This is a genomic window from Tessaracoccus luoxuelianae, from assembly GCF_055326245.1.
The window spans coordinates 73935-93736 of sequence record NZ_JBUZNO010000003.1 but is presented as its reverse complement, the minus strand read 5'-3'; the positions used below and the strand labels follow the sequence as shown (position 1 = coordinate 93736).

General features: G+C 69.5%; 19 protein-coding genes. 6 read left to right on the top strand and 13 right to left on the bottom strand.

Annotation, left to right across the window (positions count from 1 at the left end; genetic code table 11):
* Window positions 1–22 precede the first annotated feature (22 nt).
* The 3 genes from ACZK39_RS05520 (at window position 23) to ACZK39_RS05510 (ending at window position 2413) form a co-directional block, all read left to right on the top strand.
* Complete coding sequence (locus tag ACZK39_RS05520; RefSeq protein ID WP_463612767.1) at window positions 23–415, top strand: hypothetical protein; 393 nt, start codon at window positions 23–25, stop codon at window positions 413–415.
* Complete coding sequence (gene hepT / locus ACZK39_RS05515) at window positions 412–891, top strand: type VII toxin-antitoxin system HepT family RNase toxin (RefSeq protein ID WP_463612766.1); 480 nt, start codon at window positions 412–414, stop codon at window positions 889–891. The genes ACZK39_RS05520 and hepT overlap by 4 nt, the downstream gene beginning before the upstream one ends.
* Window positions 892–979: 88 nt before the next feature.
* Window positions 980–2413, top strand: a complete 1434-nt coding sequence (locus ACZK39_RS05510) for a nitronate monooxygenase (RefSeq protein ID WP_463612765.1) — start codon at window positions 980–982, stop codon at window positions 2411–2413.
* A gap of 144 nt (window positions 2414–2557) precedes the next feature.
* Here the strand turns inward: ACZK39_RS05510 and ACZK39_RS05505 are convergent, their stop codons facing one another.
* The 4 genes from ACZK39_RS05505 to nadA form a co-directional block, all read right to left on the bottom strand.
* Window positions 2558–3364, bottom strand: coding sequence for a type IV toxin-antitoxin system AbiEi family antitoxin domain-containing protein (locus ACZK39_RS05505; protein WP_182783135.1), 807 nt, complete (start codon window positions 3362–3364; stop codon window positions 2558–2560).
* A gap of 167 nt (window positions 3365–3531) precedes the next feature.
* Entirely contained in the window at window positions 3532–4449 is a 918-nt protein-coding gene (gene nadC / locus ACZK39_RS05500) for a carboxylating nicotinate-nucleotide diphosphorylase (protein ID WP_463612764.1), read from the bottom strand.
* The gene (gene nadB, locus ACZK39_RS05495) at window positions 4446–6068 is read right to left on the bottom strand and encodes an L-aspartate oxidase (RefSeq protein ID WP_463612763.1); all 1623 of its coding nucleotides are present in this window, start codon (window positions 6066–6068) and stop codon (window positions 4446–4448) included. Before nadB ends, nadC begins: the two co-directional genes overlap by 4 nt.
* Window positions 6065–7099 (bottom strand): quinolinate synthase NadA, encoded by a 1035-nt coding sequence (gene nadA / locus ACZK39_RS05490; RefSeq protein ID WP_463612762.1) that lies wholly within the window; start codon window positions 7097–7099, stop codon window positions 6065–6067. The genes nadB and nadA overlap by 4 nt, the downstream gene beginning before the upstream one ends.
* A 63-nt stretch (window positions 7100–7162) precedes the next feature.
* Here nadA and ACZK39_RS05485 point away from each other — a divergent pair, with 63 nt between their 5' ends.
* The gene (locus tag ACZK39_RS05485; RefSeq protein WP_463612761.1) at window positions 7163–7879 is read left to right on the top strand and encodes an NUDIX hydrolase; all 717 of its coding nucleotides are present in this window, start codon (window positions 7163–7165) and stop codon (window positions 7877–7879) included.
* 3 nt (window positions 7880–7882) lie between these two features.
* Here the strand turns inward: ACZK39_RS05485 and ACZK39_RS05480 are convergent, their stop codons facing one another.
* From ACZK39_RS05480 to ACZK39_RS05440, 9 genes are all read right to left on the bottom strand, one after another.
* Window positions 7883–8800 carry a DMT family transporter gene (locus ACZK39_RS05480; protein ID WP_182783139.1) on the bottom strand — a complete coding sequence of 306 codons (918 nt, stop codon included), beginning with the start codon at window positions 8798–8800 and terminating at the stop codon, window positions 7883–7885.
* 43 nt (window positions 8801–8843) lie between these two features.
* On the bottom strand, window positions 8844–9848 hold the full coding sequence (locus tag ACZK39_RS05475) for a LacI family DNA-binding transcriptional regulator (protein WP_182783140.1): 1005 nt from the start codon (window positions 9846–9848) through the stop codon (window positions 8844–8846).
* A 14-nt stretch (window positions 9849–9862) separates the two neighbouring features.
* Window positions 9863–11272, bottom strand: a complete 1410-nt coding sequence (locus ACZK39_RS05470; RefSeq protein ID WP_463612760.1) for a GH1 family beta-glucosidase — start codon at window positions 11270–11272, stop codon at window positions 9863–9865.
* Window positions 11269–12177: a carbohydrate ABC transporter permease gene (locus tag ACZK39_RS05465; protein WP_463612759.1), complete on the bottom strand. Its 909-nt coding sequence runs from the start codon at window positions 12175–12177 to the stop codon at window positions 11269–11271. Before ACZK39_RS05465 ends, ACZK39_RS05470 begins: the two co-directional genes overlap by 4 nt.
* Entirely contained in the window at window positions 12177–13109 is a 933-nt protein-coding gene (locus ACZK39_RS05460; RefSeq protein WP_182783142.1) for a carbohydrate ABC transporter permease, read from the bottom strand. The genes ACZK39_RS05465 and ACZK39_RS05460 overlap by 1 nt, the downstream gene beginning before the upstream one ends.
* Window positions 13110–13182: 73 nt before the next feature.
* The gene (locus ACZK39_RS05455) at window positions 13183–14484 is read right to left on the bottom strand and encodes an ABC transporter substrate-binding protein (protein WP_463612758.1); all 1302 of its coding nucleotides are present in this window, start codon (window positions 14482–14484) and stop codon (window positions 13183–13185) included.
* 859 nt (window positions 14485–15343) lie between these two features.
* Complete coding sequence (lysS, locus tag ACZK39_RS05450) at window positions 15344–16852, bottom strand: lysine--tRNA ligase (protein WP_463612757.1); 1509 nt, start codon at window positions 16850–16852, stop codon at window positions 15344–15346.
* Between the two features lie 48 nt (window positions 16853–16900).
* On the bottom strand, window positions 16901–17545 hold the full coding sequence (locus ACZK39_RS05445) for an HAD family hydrolase (RefSeq protein ID WP_220490973.1): 645 nt from the start codon (window positions 17543–17545) through the stop codon (window positions 16901–16903).
* The gene (locus ACZK39_RS05440) at window positions 17542–17826 is read right to left on the bottom strand and encodes a cell division protein CrgA (protein ID WP_182783145.1); all 285 of its coding nucleotides are present in this window, start codon (window positions 17824–17826) and stop codon (window positions 17542–17544) included. Before ACZK39_RS05440 ends, ACZK39_RS05445 begins: the two co-directional genes overlap by 4 nt.
* Before the next feature lie 105 nt (window positions 17827–17931).
* On the opposite strand from ACZK39_RS05440, the gene ACZK39_RS05435 reads away from it, so the two are divergent.
* Together ACZK39_RS05435 and ACZK39_RS05430 are read left to right on the top strand one after the other, a co-directional pair.
* Window positions 17932–18711, top strand: coding sequence for a DUF881 domain-containing protein (locus tag ACZK39_RS05435; RefSeq protein WP_255422274.1), 780 nt, complete (start codon window positions 17932–17934; stop codon window positions 18709–18711).
* Between the two features lie 62 nt (window positions 18712–18773).
* Complete coding sequence (locus ACZK39_RS05430; RefSeq protein ID WP_459055829.1) at window positions 18774–19412, top strand: aminodeoxychorismate/anthranilate synthase component II; 639 nt, start codon at window positions 18774–18776, stop codon at window positions 19410–19412.
* Window positions 19413–19802 lie beyond the last annotated feature (390 nt).

The following is a 19802-nucleotide window of genomic DNA, read 5'->3' as shown; positions in this document are numbered from 1 at the left end:
CCCGCCCGTCTACGATGACCCCATGCGGACCGCAGCGCAGTTGCTCGCCGAGATCCGGGCCGACGGTGGCCTCGAGGAGTTCTGCGCGGCCCAGGGGATCGACCTCCTGGTGGTGTTCGGCTCGGCCGTCTCAAGTCCAGAGACCGCTCGCGACGTGGACCTCGCCTACTTGTCGTCGCGCGCGGGTGATCACCTGGGCGTCACCAATGCGCTCCTCGACCGGTTCGGCGATGGACTCGACGTCATGTCGCTCGCCACCGCAGGCCCCGTCGCAAAGTGGGAGGCACTTGGCGGTGGACGGATCCTCGTCGAGCGCGTGGCGGACCTCTTCGCCACCCGTCAGATGGCGGCGTTTGGTGAACTGGAGGACACGCGCGAGTTCCGCGAGCTGGCGCTGGCGGTGATGCGGTCATGACACCGCGGGAGTTCTCGGCGGGTGTGGTCACCGCGAAGCTGGAACACATCAGGGGCCTGTTGGACGCGCTTGACCAGATGGGCGACCTCGACGGGGCGCGCCTCCGGGACGACGTCGTGCTTCGTCTGGCGGTGGAGAGGGTCCTGACCCAGCTGGTTGAGCTGGCCGCATCAGCGAACGGGCACATCGCGGCCAGCCTCGGGAAGACGATCGCCGCAGGCACCTACCGCGAGTCGTTCGACCTGGCCGCCGCGGTGGGGGCCATCTCAGCCGAGCTCGCGGCCCGCTTGAAGCCCAGTGCAGGGCTCCGGAACATCCTCGTCCACAACTACACGACGACGGACTGGAACATCGTCGTTGCGAGTGTTCCGCAATTCGGCGCTGACTACGGGGACTACGTGCGCGAGGTGGCAACGTGGCTCTCGACGACGGGGGAGGGGGATCACGTAGAGGGCCCTCCCTCGGAGGCGCCCTGAAGACCGGGTAACCGTGGACCCCGGAGTCGATTCTTACGCATCCGTAAGTTACGGTACCGTAGGAACACCATTTGTGAGGAGATCATCAGTGCCCATCACACATCCCCCGACCGTGATTCAGGGCGGCATGGGCGTCGCAGTGTCGTCCTGGAAGCTGGCCCGCGAGGTCTCCCAGTGCGGCGAACTCGGCGTCGTCTCCGGCACCGCCCTCGACGGCGTGCTGGCCCGGGTGCTGCAGGACGGCGATCCGGGCGGACACCGCCGTCGGGCGCTGTCGCACTTCCCGTCGCCCGCGATGGCCCAGCGGATCCTCGACACCTACTTTCTCGAAGGCGGCCGCGCTCCCGGCCAGCCGTACCGCCCGCACCCCACCCTCACGATCTCGCCGAGGCGGGCGGCCATCGAGCTCAACCTCGTCGGCAACTTCTCCGAGGTCTGGCTGGCCAAGGAGGGGCACTCCGGCCTGGTTGGGATCAACATGTTGGAGAAGATCCAGACCGCCAGTCTCTCCGCCATCCTCGGCGCGATGCTGGCCGACGTCGACTACGTGATCATGGGCGCCGGGGTGCCGCGCGAGATCCCCAGGCTGCTCACGGAGTTCGCGGCCGGCCGCACCGGCCACCTCACCATCGACGTGGTCAACTCCACGACGACCCACACGGCTTCCCTCAACCCGGTCACCGCCATGGGCGACGAGCTGCCCGCCCTGCGGCGCCCCAACTTCCTCGCGATCGTCACCCTCCATGTGCTGGCGGACTACCTCAACCGCGACCCCGAGATCCGTCCCGATGGCTTCATCGTCGAGGGCCCCCGCGCCGGTGGGCACAGCTCCCCGCCGCGCGGCGTGCGTGTCCTCGACGAGGCCGGGGACCCGATCTACGGGCCGAGGGACGACGCGGACCTGAGCAAGATCGCCCGCGTGGGCCTGCCGTTCTGGGTTGCCGGCGGCTACGCCACCCCGGAGAAGGTCGCGGAGGCTCGCGCCGCAGGCGCCGAGGGCGTGCAGATCGGCACCTTGTTCGCACTGGCGGACGAGTCCGGCCTCACCCCTGCCATCCGGCAGCAGTTGATGGCCGAGCTGGAGTCCGGTGACTTGGTGGTGCGCAACGATCCGCGCGCGTCGCCGACCGGCTTCCCCTTCAAGGTGGCCCAACTGGCCGACACCCTCTCCGAGGAGGACGTCTACCAGGCGCGGGAACGCATCTGCGACCTCGGGTACCTCCGCATCCCTGTCGAGCGCCCAGACAAGTCGATCACCTACCGATGCCCGTCGGAGCCCCTCAAGCCCTACCTCCGCAAGGGCGGGTCCGAGGAGGACACGGTGGGGCGCAAGTGCCTCTGCAACGCGCTGATGGCCAACATCGGCCTGGGTCAGCTCCGCAAGGACGGCTACCAGGAGCAGCCGGCCGTCACCCTGGGGCAGGATCTGGACGGCGCCAAGGCGCTGGCGGCCCTGTATCCCGGTGGGTGGACTGCTCGGCAGGCTGTCGACTGGTTGCTGTCGGCTCAAGTGCCGCGCTGACCCCTGGCAGCGGTTAGCCGCACCCTTCCCTGACCCCGGTTGGTGGCGAGGTCGGGGAGGCGCCGCCTGATCTGCAGGAATCTACGTAGAGAGCGGCATTTGTGTATATACACAAATGCCGCTCTCTACGTAGCATGTTGCAGATCACTTGGGCCTCAAGTGGCGGCGTTTGCGGAGTTCATGGATCAAGCTCTGTTGGGTAGCCGGCCATTTCTTCCAGATCTGCTGGTAGCTGAGCCTCAGCGTCGTGTAGCCGAGTCCTCTCGCGGCAAGGTCCCGCCGTCGGTCGTTCTCGTAGTTGGTCTCGCCGTGGTGTGCCTGGCTGTCGCACTCGACGATGAGCGAGTCTCCCACCAGGAGGTCGACGAACCCAACGCCGTCGATCTCGGCCTGAGCCCTGACGGGGACGCGCCTGCGCACGAAGAAGAGCCTGACTCTCGTTTCGCTCCCGGACTGGGCGGGTGCGATTCGGTCGCGGTAGTCGGCGTACTTCTTCGGCAACCCTCCGAGTGCCCAGCGGACTTCCTCCAGAGGTGCCAGGCCGAGGTTCAGGGCGGACTCGGCCACGATCATGGCGTCCTCCACCGGGTGTCGGACCGCCACCTGTCGCAGGCAGTCCGACAACGGCCAGACTGCCTCTGGCGGATATCTGACCCCGTAAGGATGGGCGATCAACCCCTTGCGCCTGACGGGGTCGGTTCCAGACCCGTAGACGACATGGATTCCTGACCTGTTGGGGACCCAGAGTCCATGGTGCCGGCATCCGCTGAGGCAGCCCAGCCTGGCGCCAGCCTTGAGGGCGCGCTGCACGTCTTCGTCGGCTCCGTCCGTGGCGTACCAGCCCGGGCGGATCCGGCGCAAGCTTCCGTTCTTCACCAGCAGAGCGGCGTGGTGCCGGGTGATGCCCGCGTCTCGAAGTTGAGCGGGGGAGTAGATGCCTTGGAGATCCATGCCGCCACACTCGGCAACCTGGCGGGGCATTTCCCGCCACGCCTGACGCCCTGTGGACGACCTCGCCTCTGCAAGTTGCTATCCAGAGCGCGGTTTCTGCAGATATCCACAGAAACCGCGCTCTGGATAGCAAGTTGCAGACAGGGGTGGCCAGATCCGGGCGTTGGTCAGGAAGTGAGGTCGAGTCCGAGGTCGAGAACCTCTGCCGAGTGGGTCAGGGCGCCGACGGCAATGAACTCCACGCCCGTGGCCGCGACCTCCGCGGCCCGCTCAAGCGTCAGCCCACCGCTCGCCTCCGTCCGGACCCCCGCCGCCCGGCACACCGCGACCGCCTCGCGGGTCTCGGCCAGCGTCATGTTGTCCACCAGCACCAGCTCGGCGCCCGCCGCGACCGCCTCGCGCACCTGCTCGACGGTGTCGCACTCCACCTCCACCGCGACACTCGGCGCGTGCGCACGCACCGCCCGGAACGCCGCCGCGACCGACCCGGCCGCCGCGACGTGGTTGTCCTTGATCAGCGCCGCGTCCCCGAGTGCCATCCGGTGGTTCACGCCGCCGCCGCACACGACGGCGTACTTCTGCAGGGCGCGCATCCCGGGCACGGTCTTGCGGGTGTCGCGGATGCGGGCCCCTGTCCCTTCCACCTCAGACACCCACGACGCAGTCCCCGTGGCTACGCCCGACAGCTGGCCCAGGAAGTTCAGCAGCGTCCGCTCGGCGGTGAGCAGGCAGCGGACCGGCCCGGCGATCCGCAGCACGACGTCGCCCGGCTCCACCCGCGCCCCGTCCTCGAGCACCACCTCGGCCGACGCCTCGACCCCCAACCGCGACGCCACCACCCGCAGCACCTCGACCGCGACCGAGATCCCCGCGACGACACCCGCCTCGCGCGCCACCACCTCCGCGACCCCGACGGCACCCGCAGGCACCGTCGCCTCCGTCGTGACGTCCGGCCCGAGCCGAAGGTCCTCGTCGACGGCGACTTCGATGATCCGCCGCACCTCGGTGGGGTCGACGGCGCTCCAGGCGTCGGTCAAGCTCCGGTTGAGCTGGGCCAGGTCTATGTCCACTGACAGGGCAGTCATGCTGCGGTCCTTTCGGCGATGTCCAAGGGTGCGAGGGTGAGCGTGAGGCGTTCGCCGTCGAGCCGGACGGCGATCCGCCGCTCCCAGGCGGGCGACGTGGCGGGGTAGTCGGCGCGTCGGTGACATCCGCGGGACTCGGTCCTGGCGGACGCCGCAGCCACCAGGGCAGTCGCGACGGCATGCAGGTTCGTGGCGGTGAGGGTCGCGTCATCCACCACACCGACCACACGAGGGGCCTCGGCCAGAGCGGCGCCGAGCGCACCCAAGCCGTCGGACGTCCGCGACACGAACGCCTCGTGCTGCATCCATGCCCTGATGCCTGGGACCGCCGAAGGATCGACGGCGTCCGCGACCCCCCGCGACCCCGGAGCCCCAACCCGGGCAACGGAGCTCGAGGCCAGCAGCGCCCCCACCCGGTCGCCCGCGACCAGCGCCTCGGTCAGCGAGTTCGACGCCAACCGGTTCGCCCCGTGCACGCCCGTCGCCGCGACCTCGCCGACGGCGAAAAGCCCCTGCACCGACGTCCGCCCGGACAGGTCCGCCGCGACACCCCCGCACGCGTAGTGGGCGGCCGGGTGCACCGGGATGCGTTCGGTCACCGGGTCGACACCGCGGCCCCGGCAGAGCGCCAGGATGCCCGGGAAGTGTCCTTCCCACGTCGACCGCCCGAAGAACGTCGCGTCCAGCCACACGTGCGGCGCGCCGGTCCGGTCGAGGTGGGCCATGATCGCGGCCGAGACGACGTCGCGCGGCGCCAGCTCGAGCAGCGGGTGCACCCCAGCCATGATCCGGCGGCCCGCGTCGTCGACCAGCCACGCGCCCTCGCCGCGCACCGCCTCGGACACCAGGACCCCCCGCGACCCCGCGTCGGCGTCGGCCAGCACGGTGGGGTGGAACTGCATGAACTCGAGGTCGCGCACCTCGGCGCCGGCCCGCAGCGCCGCGGCCACGCCGTCGCCCGTCGCGCCCAGCGGGTTGCTCGTGACGGGCCACAACTGACCGAGCCCGCCGGTGGCGAGCACGACGGCGCCGGCGAGCAGCTCGCCCACCTGGCCGTCGGCGTCGAGCAGCCGCACCCCGCAGGCCCGCCCCTCGGCATCCGTGAGCACGTCGACGAGCCGCGTCCGGGTCATGACCCGCGTCCGCGACCCCGCGAGAGCCGACGACAGCGCCGCCCACAGCGCACGCTCGATTTCCGCGCCTGTGGCGTCGCCGTCGGCGTGGATGATCCTCCGCGCCGAATGACCGCCCTCGAGGTGCAGGTCCAGCCCGCCCCCGGACCCCCGGTCGAACCGCGCCCCCAGCCCGATCAGCCGCCGGATCGCGCCCGGTGCACTGGCCACCAGATCCGACACGACCCCCGCGTCGCACAGCCCAGCCCCGGCGGTCAGCGTGTCCGCGACATGCGCGGCGAGCGTGTCGCCGTCGTCCCACACCGCGGCCAAGCCGCCCTGCGCCCAGGCGGTGGCCGAGTCCGTGACCTCGCCGCGGGTGACGGCCACGCAGTCGACGCCGGCGGCGGCCAGGTGCAGGAGCGCGGACAGGCCCGCCGCGCCGGTGCCGACCACCACGACGTCGGTCCGCCCCGTCCAGGCGGGGGCGGCCGCGGGCAGCATCATTCCCCCGACCCGGGGTTGCCGATCGCCACCATCCGCTCGACGGCCTGCCGCGCCCGGGCGGCGACGTCGGCGGGCACGTCCACCTCGTAACCACTGGTCAGAGCCGGGTCGCCGAGGCACGCCTCCAGCTTCTCCGGCGTGGTCATCTTCATGAACGGGCAGGAGGCCTTCGGGTTGACCGGCTGGAAGTCGGTCAGGGGGTTGGCCTTGCGCAGCTGGTGCAGCATCCCGATCTCGGTTGCCACCAGCACCTGCCGCGACGTCTCCCGTCGGGCGTGGTCCAGCATCCCGCCCGTTGAGAGCACGTGGGTGCGGGCGGCGGGCAGCTCGCCGGACTCGGCCAGCCACAGTGCGCTGGTGGTGCAGCCGCACTCGGGGTGCACGTAGAGGTCCGCGGCGGGGTTGGCGCGCACGGATTCGATGAGGTCCGACGGCGAGATGTCGGCGTGCACGTGGCACTCGCCGAGCCAGACGTGGATGTTCGTCCGGCCGGTGGCGCGGCGCACGTGCGCGCCGAGGAACTGGTCCGGGAGGAAGAGGATCTCGCGGTCCTCGGGGATGGAGCGGACCACGTCGACGGCGTTGGAGCTGGTGCAGCAGATGTCCGTCTCGGCCTTCACCTCGGCGGTGGTGTTGACGTAGCTCACGACGACGGCGCCGGGATGCTCGGCCTTCCAGGCGCGCAGCTGGTCCGCGTTGATCGTGTCGGCGAGCGAACAGCCGGCGGCCTGATCCGGGATGAGGACGCGCTTGGCGGGGGAGAGGAGCTTGGCGGTCTCGGCCATGAAGTGGACGCCGGCGAAGACGATGGTCTCGGCGTCGGAGGTGGCGGCGATGCGGGAGAGGGCCAGCGAGTCGCCCACGTGGTGCGCGACGTCCTGGATCATCGGCGCCTGGTAGTTGTGGGCGAGGATGACGGCGTTGCGCTCCGCGGCCAGCGCGTGGACGCGGGTCTGCCATGCGGCTACCTCGTCGGGGGTCCAACGCTCCCAGGCGTCGAGGCCGACGGCGGGCTCCTGGAGGAGAGTCATCTCCTGCTCCTTTCCGGTTTTCGACTATCAGGCGAAAACTAGGGGAACTGTAGCATGCCATCCATGGCTCCCCACACCCCGCGCGATTCCGTGGGCGTAGCGCTGTACCGGCACGAGGCCATCGGGGCGGTCCTGCAGGTGCGCGGGGTCGACGAGGGCGCCCCGCGGCTCTCCGTGCTCCTCGCCGGCCGGGACCACGAGCCCTACGCGGGCCGGTTCGCGTTGCCGAGCGGGCCCGTCGAGCCGGAGGAGACGCTGGAGGCGGCGGTGCTCAGGCACCTCGCGCAGAAGGTGGACGTCGCAGGGCTGACGCACCTCGAGCAGCTGGGCACGCGCTCAGACCCTGGCCGCGACCCGGCGCAGCGCACCATCGGCACCAGCTACCTCGGCCTCGTGCCGACGGTGCTGGAGCCACATCTGCCCGAGCGGGCAGCGTGGTTCGCCGTCGACGATCTGCCGGAGTTGGCGTTCGACCATGACAGCGTGGTGGCCCAAGCGGTGACCAGGCTCAGGGCGAAGCTGAGCTACACCAACATCGGGTTCGCGCTGATGCCGGTCGAGTTCACGGTCGCGGAGCTGCGGGAAGTGTACGTCGCGGCCCTGGGCCACGACGTCGCGCCGACGAACCTGGAGCGCGTCCTGACGCGTCGCGGCCAGCTGGTGCCGACGGGGGAGATGTCGGCCCCGGGCACGAAGGGTGGCCGCCCGGCCCGGGTGTTCCGCTTCCGCGACCATGCTCTGGTGGTCACCGACCCGTTCGCCGTCCTCCGCCCCGAGTAGGCCTCACCCAGCGCGGGGAGGGGGGTCGGCGTCGTCGCGCCCCGGGATTGAGATGGTGTCGTTCACGGCATCGGCCTGCCCACCGCGGATGCCGATGAGGGTGGCCAGCAGAATCAAAGCTCCGCCGGCCACGAGGCGGATTGTGACGGCCTCGCCGCCGAAGCCGACGGCGAACGCCGAGGCGAAGACCGGCTCGAACGTCATGAGTAGGGCCACCCGGGTGGGGGTGATGTGGCGCTGCGCCCAGGTCTGCAACAGCATCGTGACGATGCCGGCCATGATCGCGGTGTAGACGATGGCGCCCCAGACGCCGGGGTCCGCGGGCACGTGGTAGCCGCCGGGGAGGCCCAGGAAACCGGTGGTCAGCGCCACGCCGATGAGCTGGACGATGGCCAGGCTCATGGCGTCCATGGAGCGTGACCACCGGTCCAGCAGGACGATGTGAACGGCGTACAGCGCCGCGCCGACGAGGGTGAGCGCCTCGCCGACTCCGCCGTTGCCGAGCCCGGTGAGGCTCAGCACCGCGAGCCCGGCGAGTGCCAGCGCCACCGCCACCCACGTGCGGACGTTGAGTCGGGCCTTGAAGGCGATCCACATGATGATCGGGGTCAGGACCACGTACGTGCCGGTGATGAACCCGGAGACTGAGGCCGCCGTCGTCTGCAGGCCCACGGTCTGGACGATCTGCGCAAGGCCGTAGAGGCAGCCGAGGGCCAGTCCGATCTGCCACTGCGTGGCGGTGAGGCGGCTGAGTCGTCGCCAGAAGACGAAGGCGGGGATGGCGGCTCCGACGGCGAACCGGACGGCGAGGAAGTCGATGGGGTCGATCTTGCTGACGGCGTCCTTGATGATGAAGAACGTCGACCCCCAGATCGCCGTCACCACGAGCAATGCCAGGGTGGCGACGGTTGGCTTCCGCATGCTCCTCCTCCCGCTCTGTGTGTCGCGGGAAGTCTACGGGCGGCTAGCCGGAGGCGCGGATCTTCAACTCCACCGGCAGCGTCACCGGAGACGCGATCTCCCGCCCCTCAACGAGGCCCAACACCATCAGGGTGGCCTGCCGGCCCAACTCGACCGCGGGGTTGACCACCGTCGTCAAGGGCGGGTCGAGTGTCGCGGCGGCCGCGAAGTCGTCGAATCCGATCACCTTCACCTGCTCGCCGATCCGGATCCCGCGCGCCCGGAGCGTATCCATCACGCCTTGGGCCATCAGGTCCGAGGCCGCGAAGATCCCGTCGATCGCTGGGTCTGCGTCGAGCAGCTCAGCCGCCGCGCGGGCGCCCGACTCGCGGGTGTAGTCGCCGTGCGCGACGGCGACCTCGAGCCCCGCATCCTCGAGAACCGTGCGCCAGCCGGTGAGTCGGTCCAGCGCCGCCGACATGTCCGACGGGCCAGCGACGGTGGCAGGGCGGCGCACCCCCGTCGCCAGCATCCGCTCCGCCGCGAGACGTGCGCCGCCCAAGTTGTCGGTGTCCACGAAGTACGGATGATGATCAGTGTCCGGAAGCAGCGGCGCCCCCAGGAACACCGTCGGGATGGGCAGGTTGAGCGCGGCCGCGACCAGCCCGTCGGAGCGGTGGTGCGACACCACGATCGCCCCCGCAACGCGCCCCTCAAGCAGGAAGTCGACGACTGAACCGGACCGGTCCGGGTGTGACGCGAACACCATCACGAGCTGCATGTCTGTGCCGGCCATACCGTCGTTGATGCCGGCCACAGCCAGGCCGAAGAACGGGTCCGAGAAAACCATCCCGTCCGGCTCCGGCACCACCATCGCGAGCGTGTTGGAGCGCCCCGTCGCCAGGGACCGGGCCGACGCGTTGGGCACGTAGCCCAGCTTGGAGACGGCGGCCCCCACCTTGGCAGCGGTCTCCGTTGCCACCCCGGGATCGTGACGCACGACGCGTGACACCGTGGCGCGCGAGACGCCCGCGAACCGTGCGACGTCCTCCAGCGTCGGCCTCACCATCGTCGGTCCCTTCACTACCCCTGCACGCCATTCTGGCGCGCAGCGTCACGGAAGAATAGAGCCGACGCCTTCGGGGTGCGCTGCTGTGTCTCGTAATCCACGCGCACGATGCCGAAGCGCTTGTCGTAGCCCCACGCCCATTCGAAGTTGTCCATCAGGGACCACACGAAGTACCCGCGCACGTCCACCCCGGCCGAGATGGCGTCGTGGACGGCGACGAGATGGTCGCGCACGAACGACACCCGGTCCTGGTCGTCGACAAAGCCCTCCGCGTTCGCCACGTCAGGCATCGCGGCGCCGTTCTCAGTCACGTACAGCGGGATGCCGGCCGGGCCGGTGTACTCCTCCTGCAGCCGCACCAGCAGCCGGGTCAGGCCCTCGGGCTGGATCTCCCAGTCCTGATCCGTGACCGGCAGCCCGCGCGGCACGGACGTCACCCACTCGGAGCCGATGTTCGGGTTCCCCCGAACCCGCCCGTCGGGCAGCACCACCGGCGCGTAGTCCGACGACGGCGTGCCGGTGACGGCCTCACCGTGGTAGTAGTTCACGCCCAGCACGTCGATGGGGGTGGAGATGATCTCCAGATCCCCCGGCTGGATGGCGTCCTCGAGGCCGAGCCCCGCCAGGTCTTCCAGCACGTCCGCCGGGTACTCCCCGCGGAAGATCGGGTCCAGGAAGAAGCGGTTGAAAATCCCGTCGATCCGCCTGGCGGCCTCCACGTCGTTGGCCGACGACGGGTCCAGCGGGTCCGGAACCGTGTGGTTGGTGGTGATCCCCAGCGTGGCCGACGGCGCCAGCTCGCGCAGCCGCGCCGTCGCCATCCCGTGGGCCAGCAGCAGGTGGTGCGCCGCGTGCAGGCCTTCGCGCCGTGAGGCATGCCCGGGGGCGTGCTCCCCGCACGCGTAGGAGAGGAATGAGGAGCACCACGGCTCGTTGAGCGTGGTCCAGATGTTGACCCTGTCACCCAGCGCGGCGTGCATCGCCTCGGCGTACTCGACGAAGCGGTAGGCGGTGTCGCGGTTGGTCCAGCCCCCCTTGTCCTGCAGTGCGGCGGGCAGGTCCCAGTGGTAGAGCGTCACCCACGGCGTGATGCCGTGGCCGAGGAGCTCGTCGACCAGACGTGAGTAGAAGTCCAGGCCCCGGGGGTTGATGTCCTTGTCGTCGGGGCGCACGCGGGGCCACGACGTCGAGAAGCGGTAGGACTGCAGTCCCACGTCCGCCATCATGCCCACGTCCTGCGGCATGCGGTGGTAGTGGTCGCATGCGACCGTGCCGTCGTGGCCGCCGAAGACGGCGCCCGGCTCACGGCAGAACACGTCCCAGATGGAGTCCGTGCGGCCGTCCTCGTGGGTGGCCCCCTCGATCTGAAACGACGCGGTGGCACTGCCCCACAGGAAGCCTGGGGGGAACTGATAGGCGGTCATCCCTTGACTGCTCCTTGCATGATGCCGGCCACCAACTGGCGCCCGGCGACGGCGAACAGGACAACCAGCGGCAGCGTGGCGACGAGGACGCCGGCCATGATGAGCGAGTAGTCCTTGAAGTAGGACGCCTGGAGCAGTTGCAGCGCCACCGGGAGGGTGGGGTTGGCAGAGCCCAGGATGATGAAGGGCCAGAAGAAGTTGGTCCAGGACCCGACGAAAGTGAACAGGCCCAGCATTGCCGCGGCGGGACGGGCCGCCGGGAGCGCGATGGACCAGAATGTGCGGATCATGGAGGCGCCGTCTACTCGGGCCGCCTCGATCAACTCGAAGGGCAGCGCCTCGCGCAGGTACTGGGTCATCCAGAACACACCGAAGGCCGTGACCATGCCGGGCACGATGACCGCCTGGAGCTTGCCCACCCAGTCCAGCTCGGACATGAGGATGAACAGGGGCACGATGCTGAGCTGCGTCGGGACCGCCATGGTCGCGATGACGAACACCAGCAGGCCATTGCCGCCGCGGAATCGTAGCTTCGCGAACGAGTAACCGGCCAGCGTCGAGAAGAACACCACTGAGATGGCGGTGATCGTGGAGACGATCACCGAGTTGCCCAGCGCCGTCCAGAACTTGATGTCCGAGGTGATGACGCGACCGATGTTGGCCATCAGGTTGCCACCAGGGATGAAGGACGGGATGGGGTTGCGCGCGATCTCGGGCGCGGTCGAGGAGGCCAGCAGGATCGTGAAGTAGATCGGGTAGATCGAGATGAGCACGACGGCGGCGAGGGCGGCGTACGTCGCCCAGCCTGGGCGCTTGTCAACGCCGTGCAGCTTGCGTCGCACCGCGCGGGCTGCGCCCTTGCCTGCCAACTGCTCGACCATGGGGGAGGACATCTGCGTGGACATCAACGGCCCGCCTTTCCGCTCGAGGATGACGCGATGGAGCGCGTGATGAGGTAGTTGATGACGCCCACCAGGATGATGATGAGGAACAGGATCCAGGACACGGCCGCGGCGCGGCCGAAGCTCTTCTGGGCTCCCCAGCCCAGCTCGTAGATGTACATCGTCAGCGTCATCCACTGCCGGTCCGCGCCGCCCTGGCCCAGGGTGTCGAACATGCGGGGCTCGTCGAAGATCTGGAGGCCGCCGATGGTGGAGGTGATGACGACGAAGATGATGGTGGGCCGCAGCATCGGGATGGTGATGGAGAAGAAGGTGCGCCAGCGGGCGGCGCCGTCGACGATCGCGGCCTCGTAGACCTCCCGCGGGATGGCCTGCATGGCGGCGAGGAAGATCAGCGCGTTGTAGCCGGTCCAGCGGAAGTTCACCATGGTGGCGATGGCGATGTGGGCGGCCAGCGGATCCGCGTGCCAGCCGATGCCGGCCGCGCCCAGGTTCGCGAGGACCGCGTTCACGAGGCCGGACTGGTCGGCGAAGATCTTCGCGAAGATCATGGAGACGGCCACGGGCGCCACCACGTAGGGGAGCAGCACGCCCATCCGCCAGAAGGTCTTCGCGCGGAGGTTGGTGTCGAGCAGGTAGGCGATCACAATCGCGGCCATGACCTGCGGCACGGAGGAGAGAAGGAAGATCGAGAAGGTGTTGCGCAGCGCCTTGTAGAAGTTGGGCTGCTGCAGCACGTCCGTGTAGTTCTTGAGGCCCACCAGGTCGCCCTGGCCGCCGATCAGGTGCCAGTCATGCACCGACACGTAGGCGGTGTACACCAGTGGAAACAGGCCGACGATGAAGAACAGGATGAAGAACGGGCTGATGTACAGGTAAGGCGACGCCTTGACGTCGAGCCGGCTCAGGCGCTGGCTCAGGGTGAGCTCTCTCATGGGGATGTCTTTCGGGCAGCGGGGACGGGGCGGGGTCGGGGGCCGGGGGTGCGACCCCCGACCCCGCGGTGACTCAGCTGAGGCCGAGGGCGTCGTAGGCCGCGAGGGCCTTGTCCCACGAGCCGGCGGCGTCGTCGGTGCCTTCGACGTCGACACGGTTCAGACCGTCAGTGACCAGCTGCGCAAGGGCGAAGTAGTTCGGGCCCTTGAAAGGCTGCACGGTGACGGCCTTGGCGCGGTCGGCCAGGATCTGTCCGGTGGGCGCGTCGTTGAAGAACGCGTTGGTGGACTCCAGCAGGGCCGGGTCCTCGAGGGCATCGACCTGCGACGGGAAGGTGCCCTTGGCCTCGAACGCCTTGATCTGCTGCTCAGGGGCGGTCAGCCATGCGGCGAGCTCCTTGGCCGCCTCGTGGTTGGGGCCCTGCTCAGGAACGGTCAGGTAGGAACCGCCCCAGTTGCCGCCGCCGCCCGGGTAAACGTTGGCGATGTCCCAGCCCTCGACGCCCTCGGCGTTGCCCTCGATGACGCCCAGCATCCAGCCGGGGCAGAGCATGGTGGCGAACTTCTCACCCTGGAAGGCGTTGGTCCAGTCCTCGGTCCACTGCGCCAGGCCGGCGGACAGGCCGTCGTCGACGGCAGCGGTGGCGATCTGGTCGTAGATCCCCTTGATCTCCGCGTTCTCGCTCAGCGGGATGGGGGTGCCGTCCGAATTCTCGAAGGGGTTCTCCACCTGGTTGACCATGCCCTGGAAGGTGGCCGAGGCGGAATCGAACCAGGCGACGCCGCCCGACTTGGCCACGTAGTCCTTCCCGACGGTGAAGTAGTTGTCCCAGTCGCCCTCGAGCAGCGCGGCTACTTCCTCGCGGTCGGTCGGGAAGCCGGCCTTCTCCATGAGGTCGGCGCGGTAGCAGATGCCCTGGGGGCCGATGTCGGTGCCGTAGCCGATGAGCTTGCCGTCTTCGGTGGTCACGGCGGCGGTCTTCCAGTCGAGCCAGCGGCCCTCCAGCTCGGGGTCCGCCAGGTCGACGAACTTGTCCGGGTACTGCATGAGCTCGGTCAACCAGTCGATCTCGATGGCCTCGATGTCGGCCAGGCCCGAGCCTGCGGCGAGGCGGGTGTTCATGTTGTCGCGGGCCTCGTTGGCCGTCGCGGCCTTGCGCTGCTCGACGGTGATGTTGGGGTTTTCGGCCATGTACTCCTTGATCAGCTCTTCGTAGCCGAACTCGTTGAACGTGGCGACGGTGAGGGTGATCTTCTCGTCCGGGTTCGCCGAGGCGTCCTGGGACGTGGTGGCGTCGGGGGTGCCCGACGAGCAGGCCGTCAGTAGGGCGCCGACGCAAGCGACGGCGGCGAGATTGCGAATGACAGGACGCACGGTGACTCCTTTGTGATGACTGTGTGCCTTCCCGTAGAGAGCGCTCTCATCTGTCTTCGGCGAATCATCGAGAGCGCTCTCAGGGATTGCTAGAATCGTATGTGCGACCCCCGCCGAAAGTCAACCGGGGTTATCAACTTGTGATAATTGGCCCCGCGGCGACCCCTCGAGCAGTAGCCGCTGAACCGGGATGTGCGGGGATCCGGGAGAACCCTGCCTGGGCGGCCCGCTGTTGACACGGTCTGCCTTGAGGCAGTGGTCTTGCGGTGGTCGGGTCGTGAGGGCCGCCCAGGCAGGGTCTCCCTGATCCCGCGTCGTTCGCACGTGGCGTGGTTGCGTCCCGGCGCGCGTCGACAGGGCGGCGTTGGCATGGGTCTTCCTGGGCGGGATGCCAGCTCGGTGATCGTCGGGTTGGGCATCGCTGCGCAATGCCGCCCTGTCGACCCCCGCCTTCGCTGGAACCTGGATCCGGCGTCGTCCCGCCTTCCCGCCGGTTGAGCCGCGCCAAGCCGCGAAGCGGCGCAACGCGCGTCGAAACCGACCTGCCCTGACGCAGAACCCAGGACCCGCAAAGCGCCCCAATCCGCTCCCTGAGGAGGGGCGCGCGCGGAGCGGCGAGCCCCGTCTCGAAGGGTCGAATCGCGAGATGACAAGCAGTCTTGCGCACGGATTCCGTCACGACCCTTCGAGACGGACAACGGTCGCTGCGCGACGCCGGCCTCCTCAGGGGTCGGTGGGCCGGCCGTCGGTCGCTGCTCGCGCTGTCCTGCAGCTCCGCTGGTTGAGCCGCGCCAAGCCGCGAAGCGGCGCAGCGCGCGTCGAAACCGACCCACACCTCCCGCAGCCCCACCAGGGGAGGTCAGGCGTGGGGGCGCAACAGGGGGTAGAGGATCGTCTCGCGGATGCCGACCCCCGTCAGCAGCATGATCAACCGGTCGATGCCCAACCCCAGACCGCCCATCGGCGGCACCCCGTACTCGAGCGCCTCGATGAAGTCGCCGTCGAACTGCATCGCCTCCGGATCACCCCCGGCCGCCTTGAGCGACTGGGACACCAGCACTTCCCGCTGGATCACCGGGTCCACCAGCTCGGTGAAGCCGGTGCCGCGCTCGAGGCCGCCGATGATCAGATCCCACGCCTCGACCTTGCCCGGATCCGTACGGTGCTGGCGGGCCAGCGGCTGCGCGATCGACGGGTAGTCGTAGACGAACGTGGGCTGCAGCAGGTCCGGTTCGATCACCTCGGAGAACAGCTCCATCGCCATCTTGTCCGCGGCCCACTTGGGGTCGTACTCCACCTCGTGCGCGTCGGCGATCCGGTGCAGGGTCTCCAGGGGCGTGTCGACGGTGATCTCCTCCCCGAACCGCTCGGACATGGCCGGGAAGACCGACAGCCACGGCCACTCGCCGTCGAGGTCGATGACGCCCTTCGGCGTCTCGATCTGCCGCGACCCCACCGCGTCCGCCGCCGCCACGACGATGTCCTGGATCAGTCGCGCGATCGTGCGCTGGTCCCCCCACGCCATGTAGGCCTCGAGCATGGTGAACTCCGCGGAGTGCGTCGAGTCGATGCCCTCGTTGCGGAACACCCTGCCCATCTCGAAGACGCGGTCCGCGCCGCCCACCATTGTCCGCTTGAGGTGCAGCTCGAGAGCGATCCGCAGCGTCATGTCGATGTCGAACGCGTTGATGTGGGTGGTGAACGGGCGCGCCGCGGCGCCGCCGTGCACGAGCTGCAGGATGGGCGTCTCCACCTCGATGTAGTCCTGCGCGTACAGCGTCTGGCGGACCGCCCGGGTGATGGCGGCGCGCGTGCGGACCATCTGGCGGGCGTCGTCGCGCACGATGAGGTCCACGTAGCGACGGCGCACGCGCGCCTCCTCGGAGAGGTCCTTGTGCATCACGGGCAGCGGCCGAAGCGCCTTGGATGCCATCCGCCACTCGGAGGCCATGATGGACAGCTCACCGCGCTTCGACGAGATGACCCGGCCGGTCACCCAGACGAAGTCGCCGAGGTCCACGTCGGCCTTCCAGGCCGCGAGCGCCTCATCGCCCACCTCGGCCAGCGACAGCATCACCTGGAGGCGCTCGCCGTTGTCGTCGGGGGTGAAGCCGTCCTGCAGGGTGGCGAAGGCCAGCTTGCCGGTGTTGCGGATGAAGACCACGCGCCCGCCGGTGGTGACGAGGTCCTGCGTCTCCTGCCCGGCCTCAAGGTGTCCCCAGGTGCCCCGGATTGCCCGCAGGGTGTGGCTGCGCTCCAGGTCCGCCGGATACGGCTCAACCCCGGCGTCCAGCAACCGGGCGCGCTTCTCCTTGCGGATGGCGGTCTGTTCCGAGTCGCTGGGCAGGGCGGAGGGGGTATCAGTCACGCGGGACATCCTAACGGGTGGGGGTGTCCCGCCCGTCACGGCGAGGGCTCACGCCCAGCTGACGCGCACCCCGTCGACGGTGTCCTCGAAGACCACGCCGGCGAGGCTTTCGGTGGTCCAGTCCGCGGCGAGCTCGTCGGCGCGGTGCTCGGTCAGGACGCCCAGCACCTTCATGCCGGCCGATCGGGCGGCGGCCACCCCGGCGGGGGCGTCCTCGCAGACCAGGCAGCGCGCGGGATCCACGCCCAGCCGCAGGGCTGCGAGCAGGAAGCTGTCCGGGGCGGGCTTCCCGTTCTCCACCTGGTCCCGGGTCACGATGACCTCGGGGCGAGGCAGGCCGGTGGCGCCCAGGCGGGCGTCCAACAGCGCGGTGGTGCAGGAGGTGGCGATGGCGCGACGGTGGGTGGGGATGGCCGCGAAGGCAGCGGCCGCTCCTGGGAGCGCCACCACGCCGTCGGTGTCCGAGACCTCCAACTCGTCGATCCGTGCCCCGGCAGCGGGCGCGATGTCCGCTGGCAGGAGAGCGCGCGCCACCGCCTCGGCCGGCCGGCCCGTGTACTGCCGCAGGGTCTCGAGATCCACCCCGTACTCGGCGGCCCACAGCCTGTAGGCGCGATGCATCGAGGCGATGGAATCGGCGAGGGTGCCGTCGAAGTCGAAGATGACAGCGTCGAACGTGCCGATCCCGGTCACTTCCACAGGGTCATTCCTGTGAAGCTCACGACGATGAGGCCCAGGCCGATGGCCAGGTTCCAGTCCCCGAGGGAGCGCATGAAGCCGATGTACTCGTAGGCCAGGTTCCAGGTGACCATCCAGGCGACGCCGATGAGGCCGATCGGCAGGAAGACCGCCGGCACCCAGGACCGTCCGCGGGGCGCCAACCGGGCGGCTTCACGTCGCTGCTCCGTGAGCTCTGCCTTCGCCTTGGACTTCTTCTTGTCCTCGGCGGTCTTGCGCACCTTTGATTCGGGCACTTTTGCCTCCTTCGTCGGGCACCTAGCCTAGGTCAGCGTCGACGAATCGCCCACATCGGCGCCTGAGGAATCCCTGGCGCGCCGCGCGCCGGGTACCGTGGGGCCATGGGCATGTGGGGCGCGCTGAAGCAGCGGGTGCCGCGCGTGCGAGCCAACATCGGCAAGAACCAGCTTCGGCACCGCTCCGGCCGCGGACGGGTGACCACCATCCTGGTCTGTGTGCTGGCGGGCTTCATGATGACGGTGGCGGCGCTGGCAGCCCGAGGCACGGATCTGAGGACGGACCGCAACGCGGACATGCGCGACCTCATCGTGTCTCAGGGCCAGCGCAACGCGGAGCTGAGCCTGGAGGCTGACGAGCTGCGGGCCGAGGTGGCGTCGCTCGGCTCGGGCCAGGTGGGCACAGGGGATCTCGCCGACGACCTCGCTGAAGCCGAGTTCCGGGCGGGCCTGGTCGCGGTGGGCGGGCCGGGCCTGAGGGTGACGCTGACCGACGCCCCCAACGACGTCCGCCCCGCAGGTGTCGACGACGACGCGCTCGTCGTCCACCAGCAGGACATCCAGGCGGTGGCCAACGCGCTGTGGGCCGGCGGGGCGGAGGCGATGACCATTCAGGGCCAGCGCGTGATCGCGACCACCGGCATCAAGTGCGTCGGCAACACCGTCGTGCTGCACGGCATCCCGTACGCGCCGCCGTATGTGATCGAGGCCGTCGGGGATCAGCAGCGGCTGCAGGCTGGGCTCGATGCGTCCGAGGCGGTGCAGATCTACCGGCAGTACGTTGACGCCTACGGCCTCGGCTACGCGGTGGAACGGCCCCAGCAGCTGGAGCTACCCGCCTTCAGCGGCACAACCGGCATCTCCCTGGCGCAGGCCGCCGGCTGACGGTGTCGCGGCGCCGCCGAACGGCGCGCGGCGGATCGGGCTCCCGGTGGCACAATGGCCGCGTGGCAGCCATCCTCGTGATCGACAACTACGACTCGTTCGTCTACAACATCGTGTCCTACCTGGCGCAGATCGGCGCCGAGGTCGAGGTGTGGCGCAACGACGATCCGCGCTTCGCGGAGGAGGGCTGGCACAAGCCCTTCGACGGCGTGCTCCTCTCCCCGGGGCCCGGCACGCCCGAGGAGGCGGGGGTGTGCATCGACGTGGTGCGCACGCTCGGAGGCGTGAAGCCGCTGTTCGGGGTGTGTCTCGGCCTCCAGGCCATGGGCGTGGCCTACGGCGGTGTCGTGGACCGCGCGCCGGAGTTGCTACACGGCAAGACCTCCCCGGTGTTCCACGAGGGCAAGGGCGTGTTCAAGGGCCTGCCATCGCCGGTGACCACCACGCGCTACCACTCGCTGGCCATCGTCGAGGAGACCGTTCCTGACGTGCTGGAGGTCACGGCACGCACGGAGACCGGCGTGATCATGGCGGTCCGGCACCGCGACCTCGCCGTCGAGGCGGTCCAGTTCCACCCTGAGTCGGTGCTCACCGAGGGGGGATATCAGATGTTGGCCAACTGGTTGGTCGAGTGTGGCGACGACGACGCCCCGCGCCGCGCCGAGGGCATGTCCCCGTTGGTCACCACCACCCTCGACTGATCCCGGCCCCCGGGGGCTACCACCCCTCCGCAGAGTGTGGATTCCGGGATGGTAGACCGACCCCGAGGCCACACTCTGGGGGCACCCCCGATTTCCGATCTTCCGCGGGAGATTTCGAAGGCTCCAGAACCTGCGCGTGAACGCACGGGTTGGGGACGGCAGGGCGGCACTGCGCAGCGGTGCCCAACCCGACGATCACCCAGCTGGCATCCCGCCCAAGCAGACCCAACCCCAACGCCGCCCTGCCGGCCCGCACCCGGGACAGGACCACGCCACAGGGAGGACCGAGTGTGGGGAGACGGGAGACGATGCCCGGGCGGCCTCAACAACCCGACCACAGATTGACCGGCGGCGATCAGCGGACCCTGGACAACGGCCGCCTGGGCATCG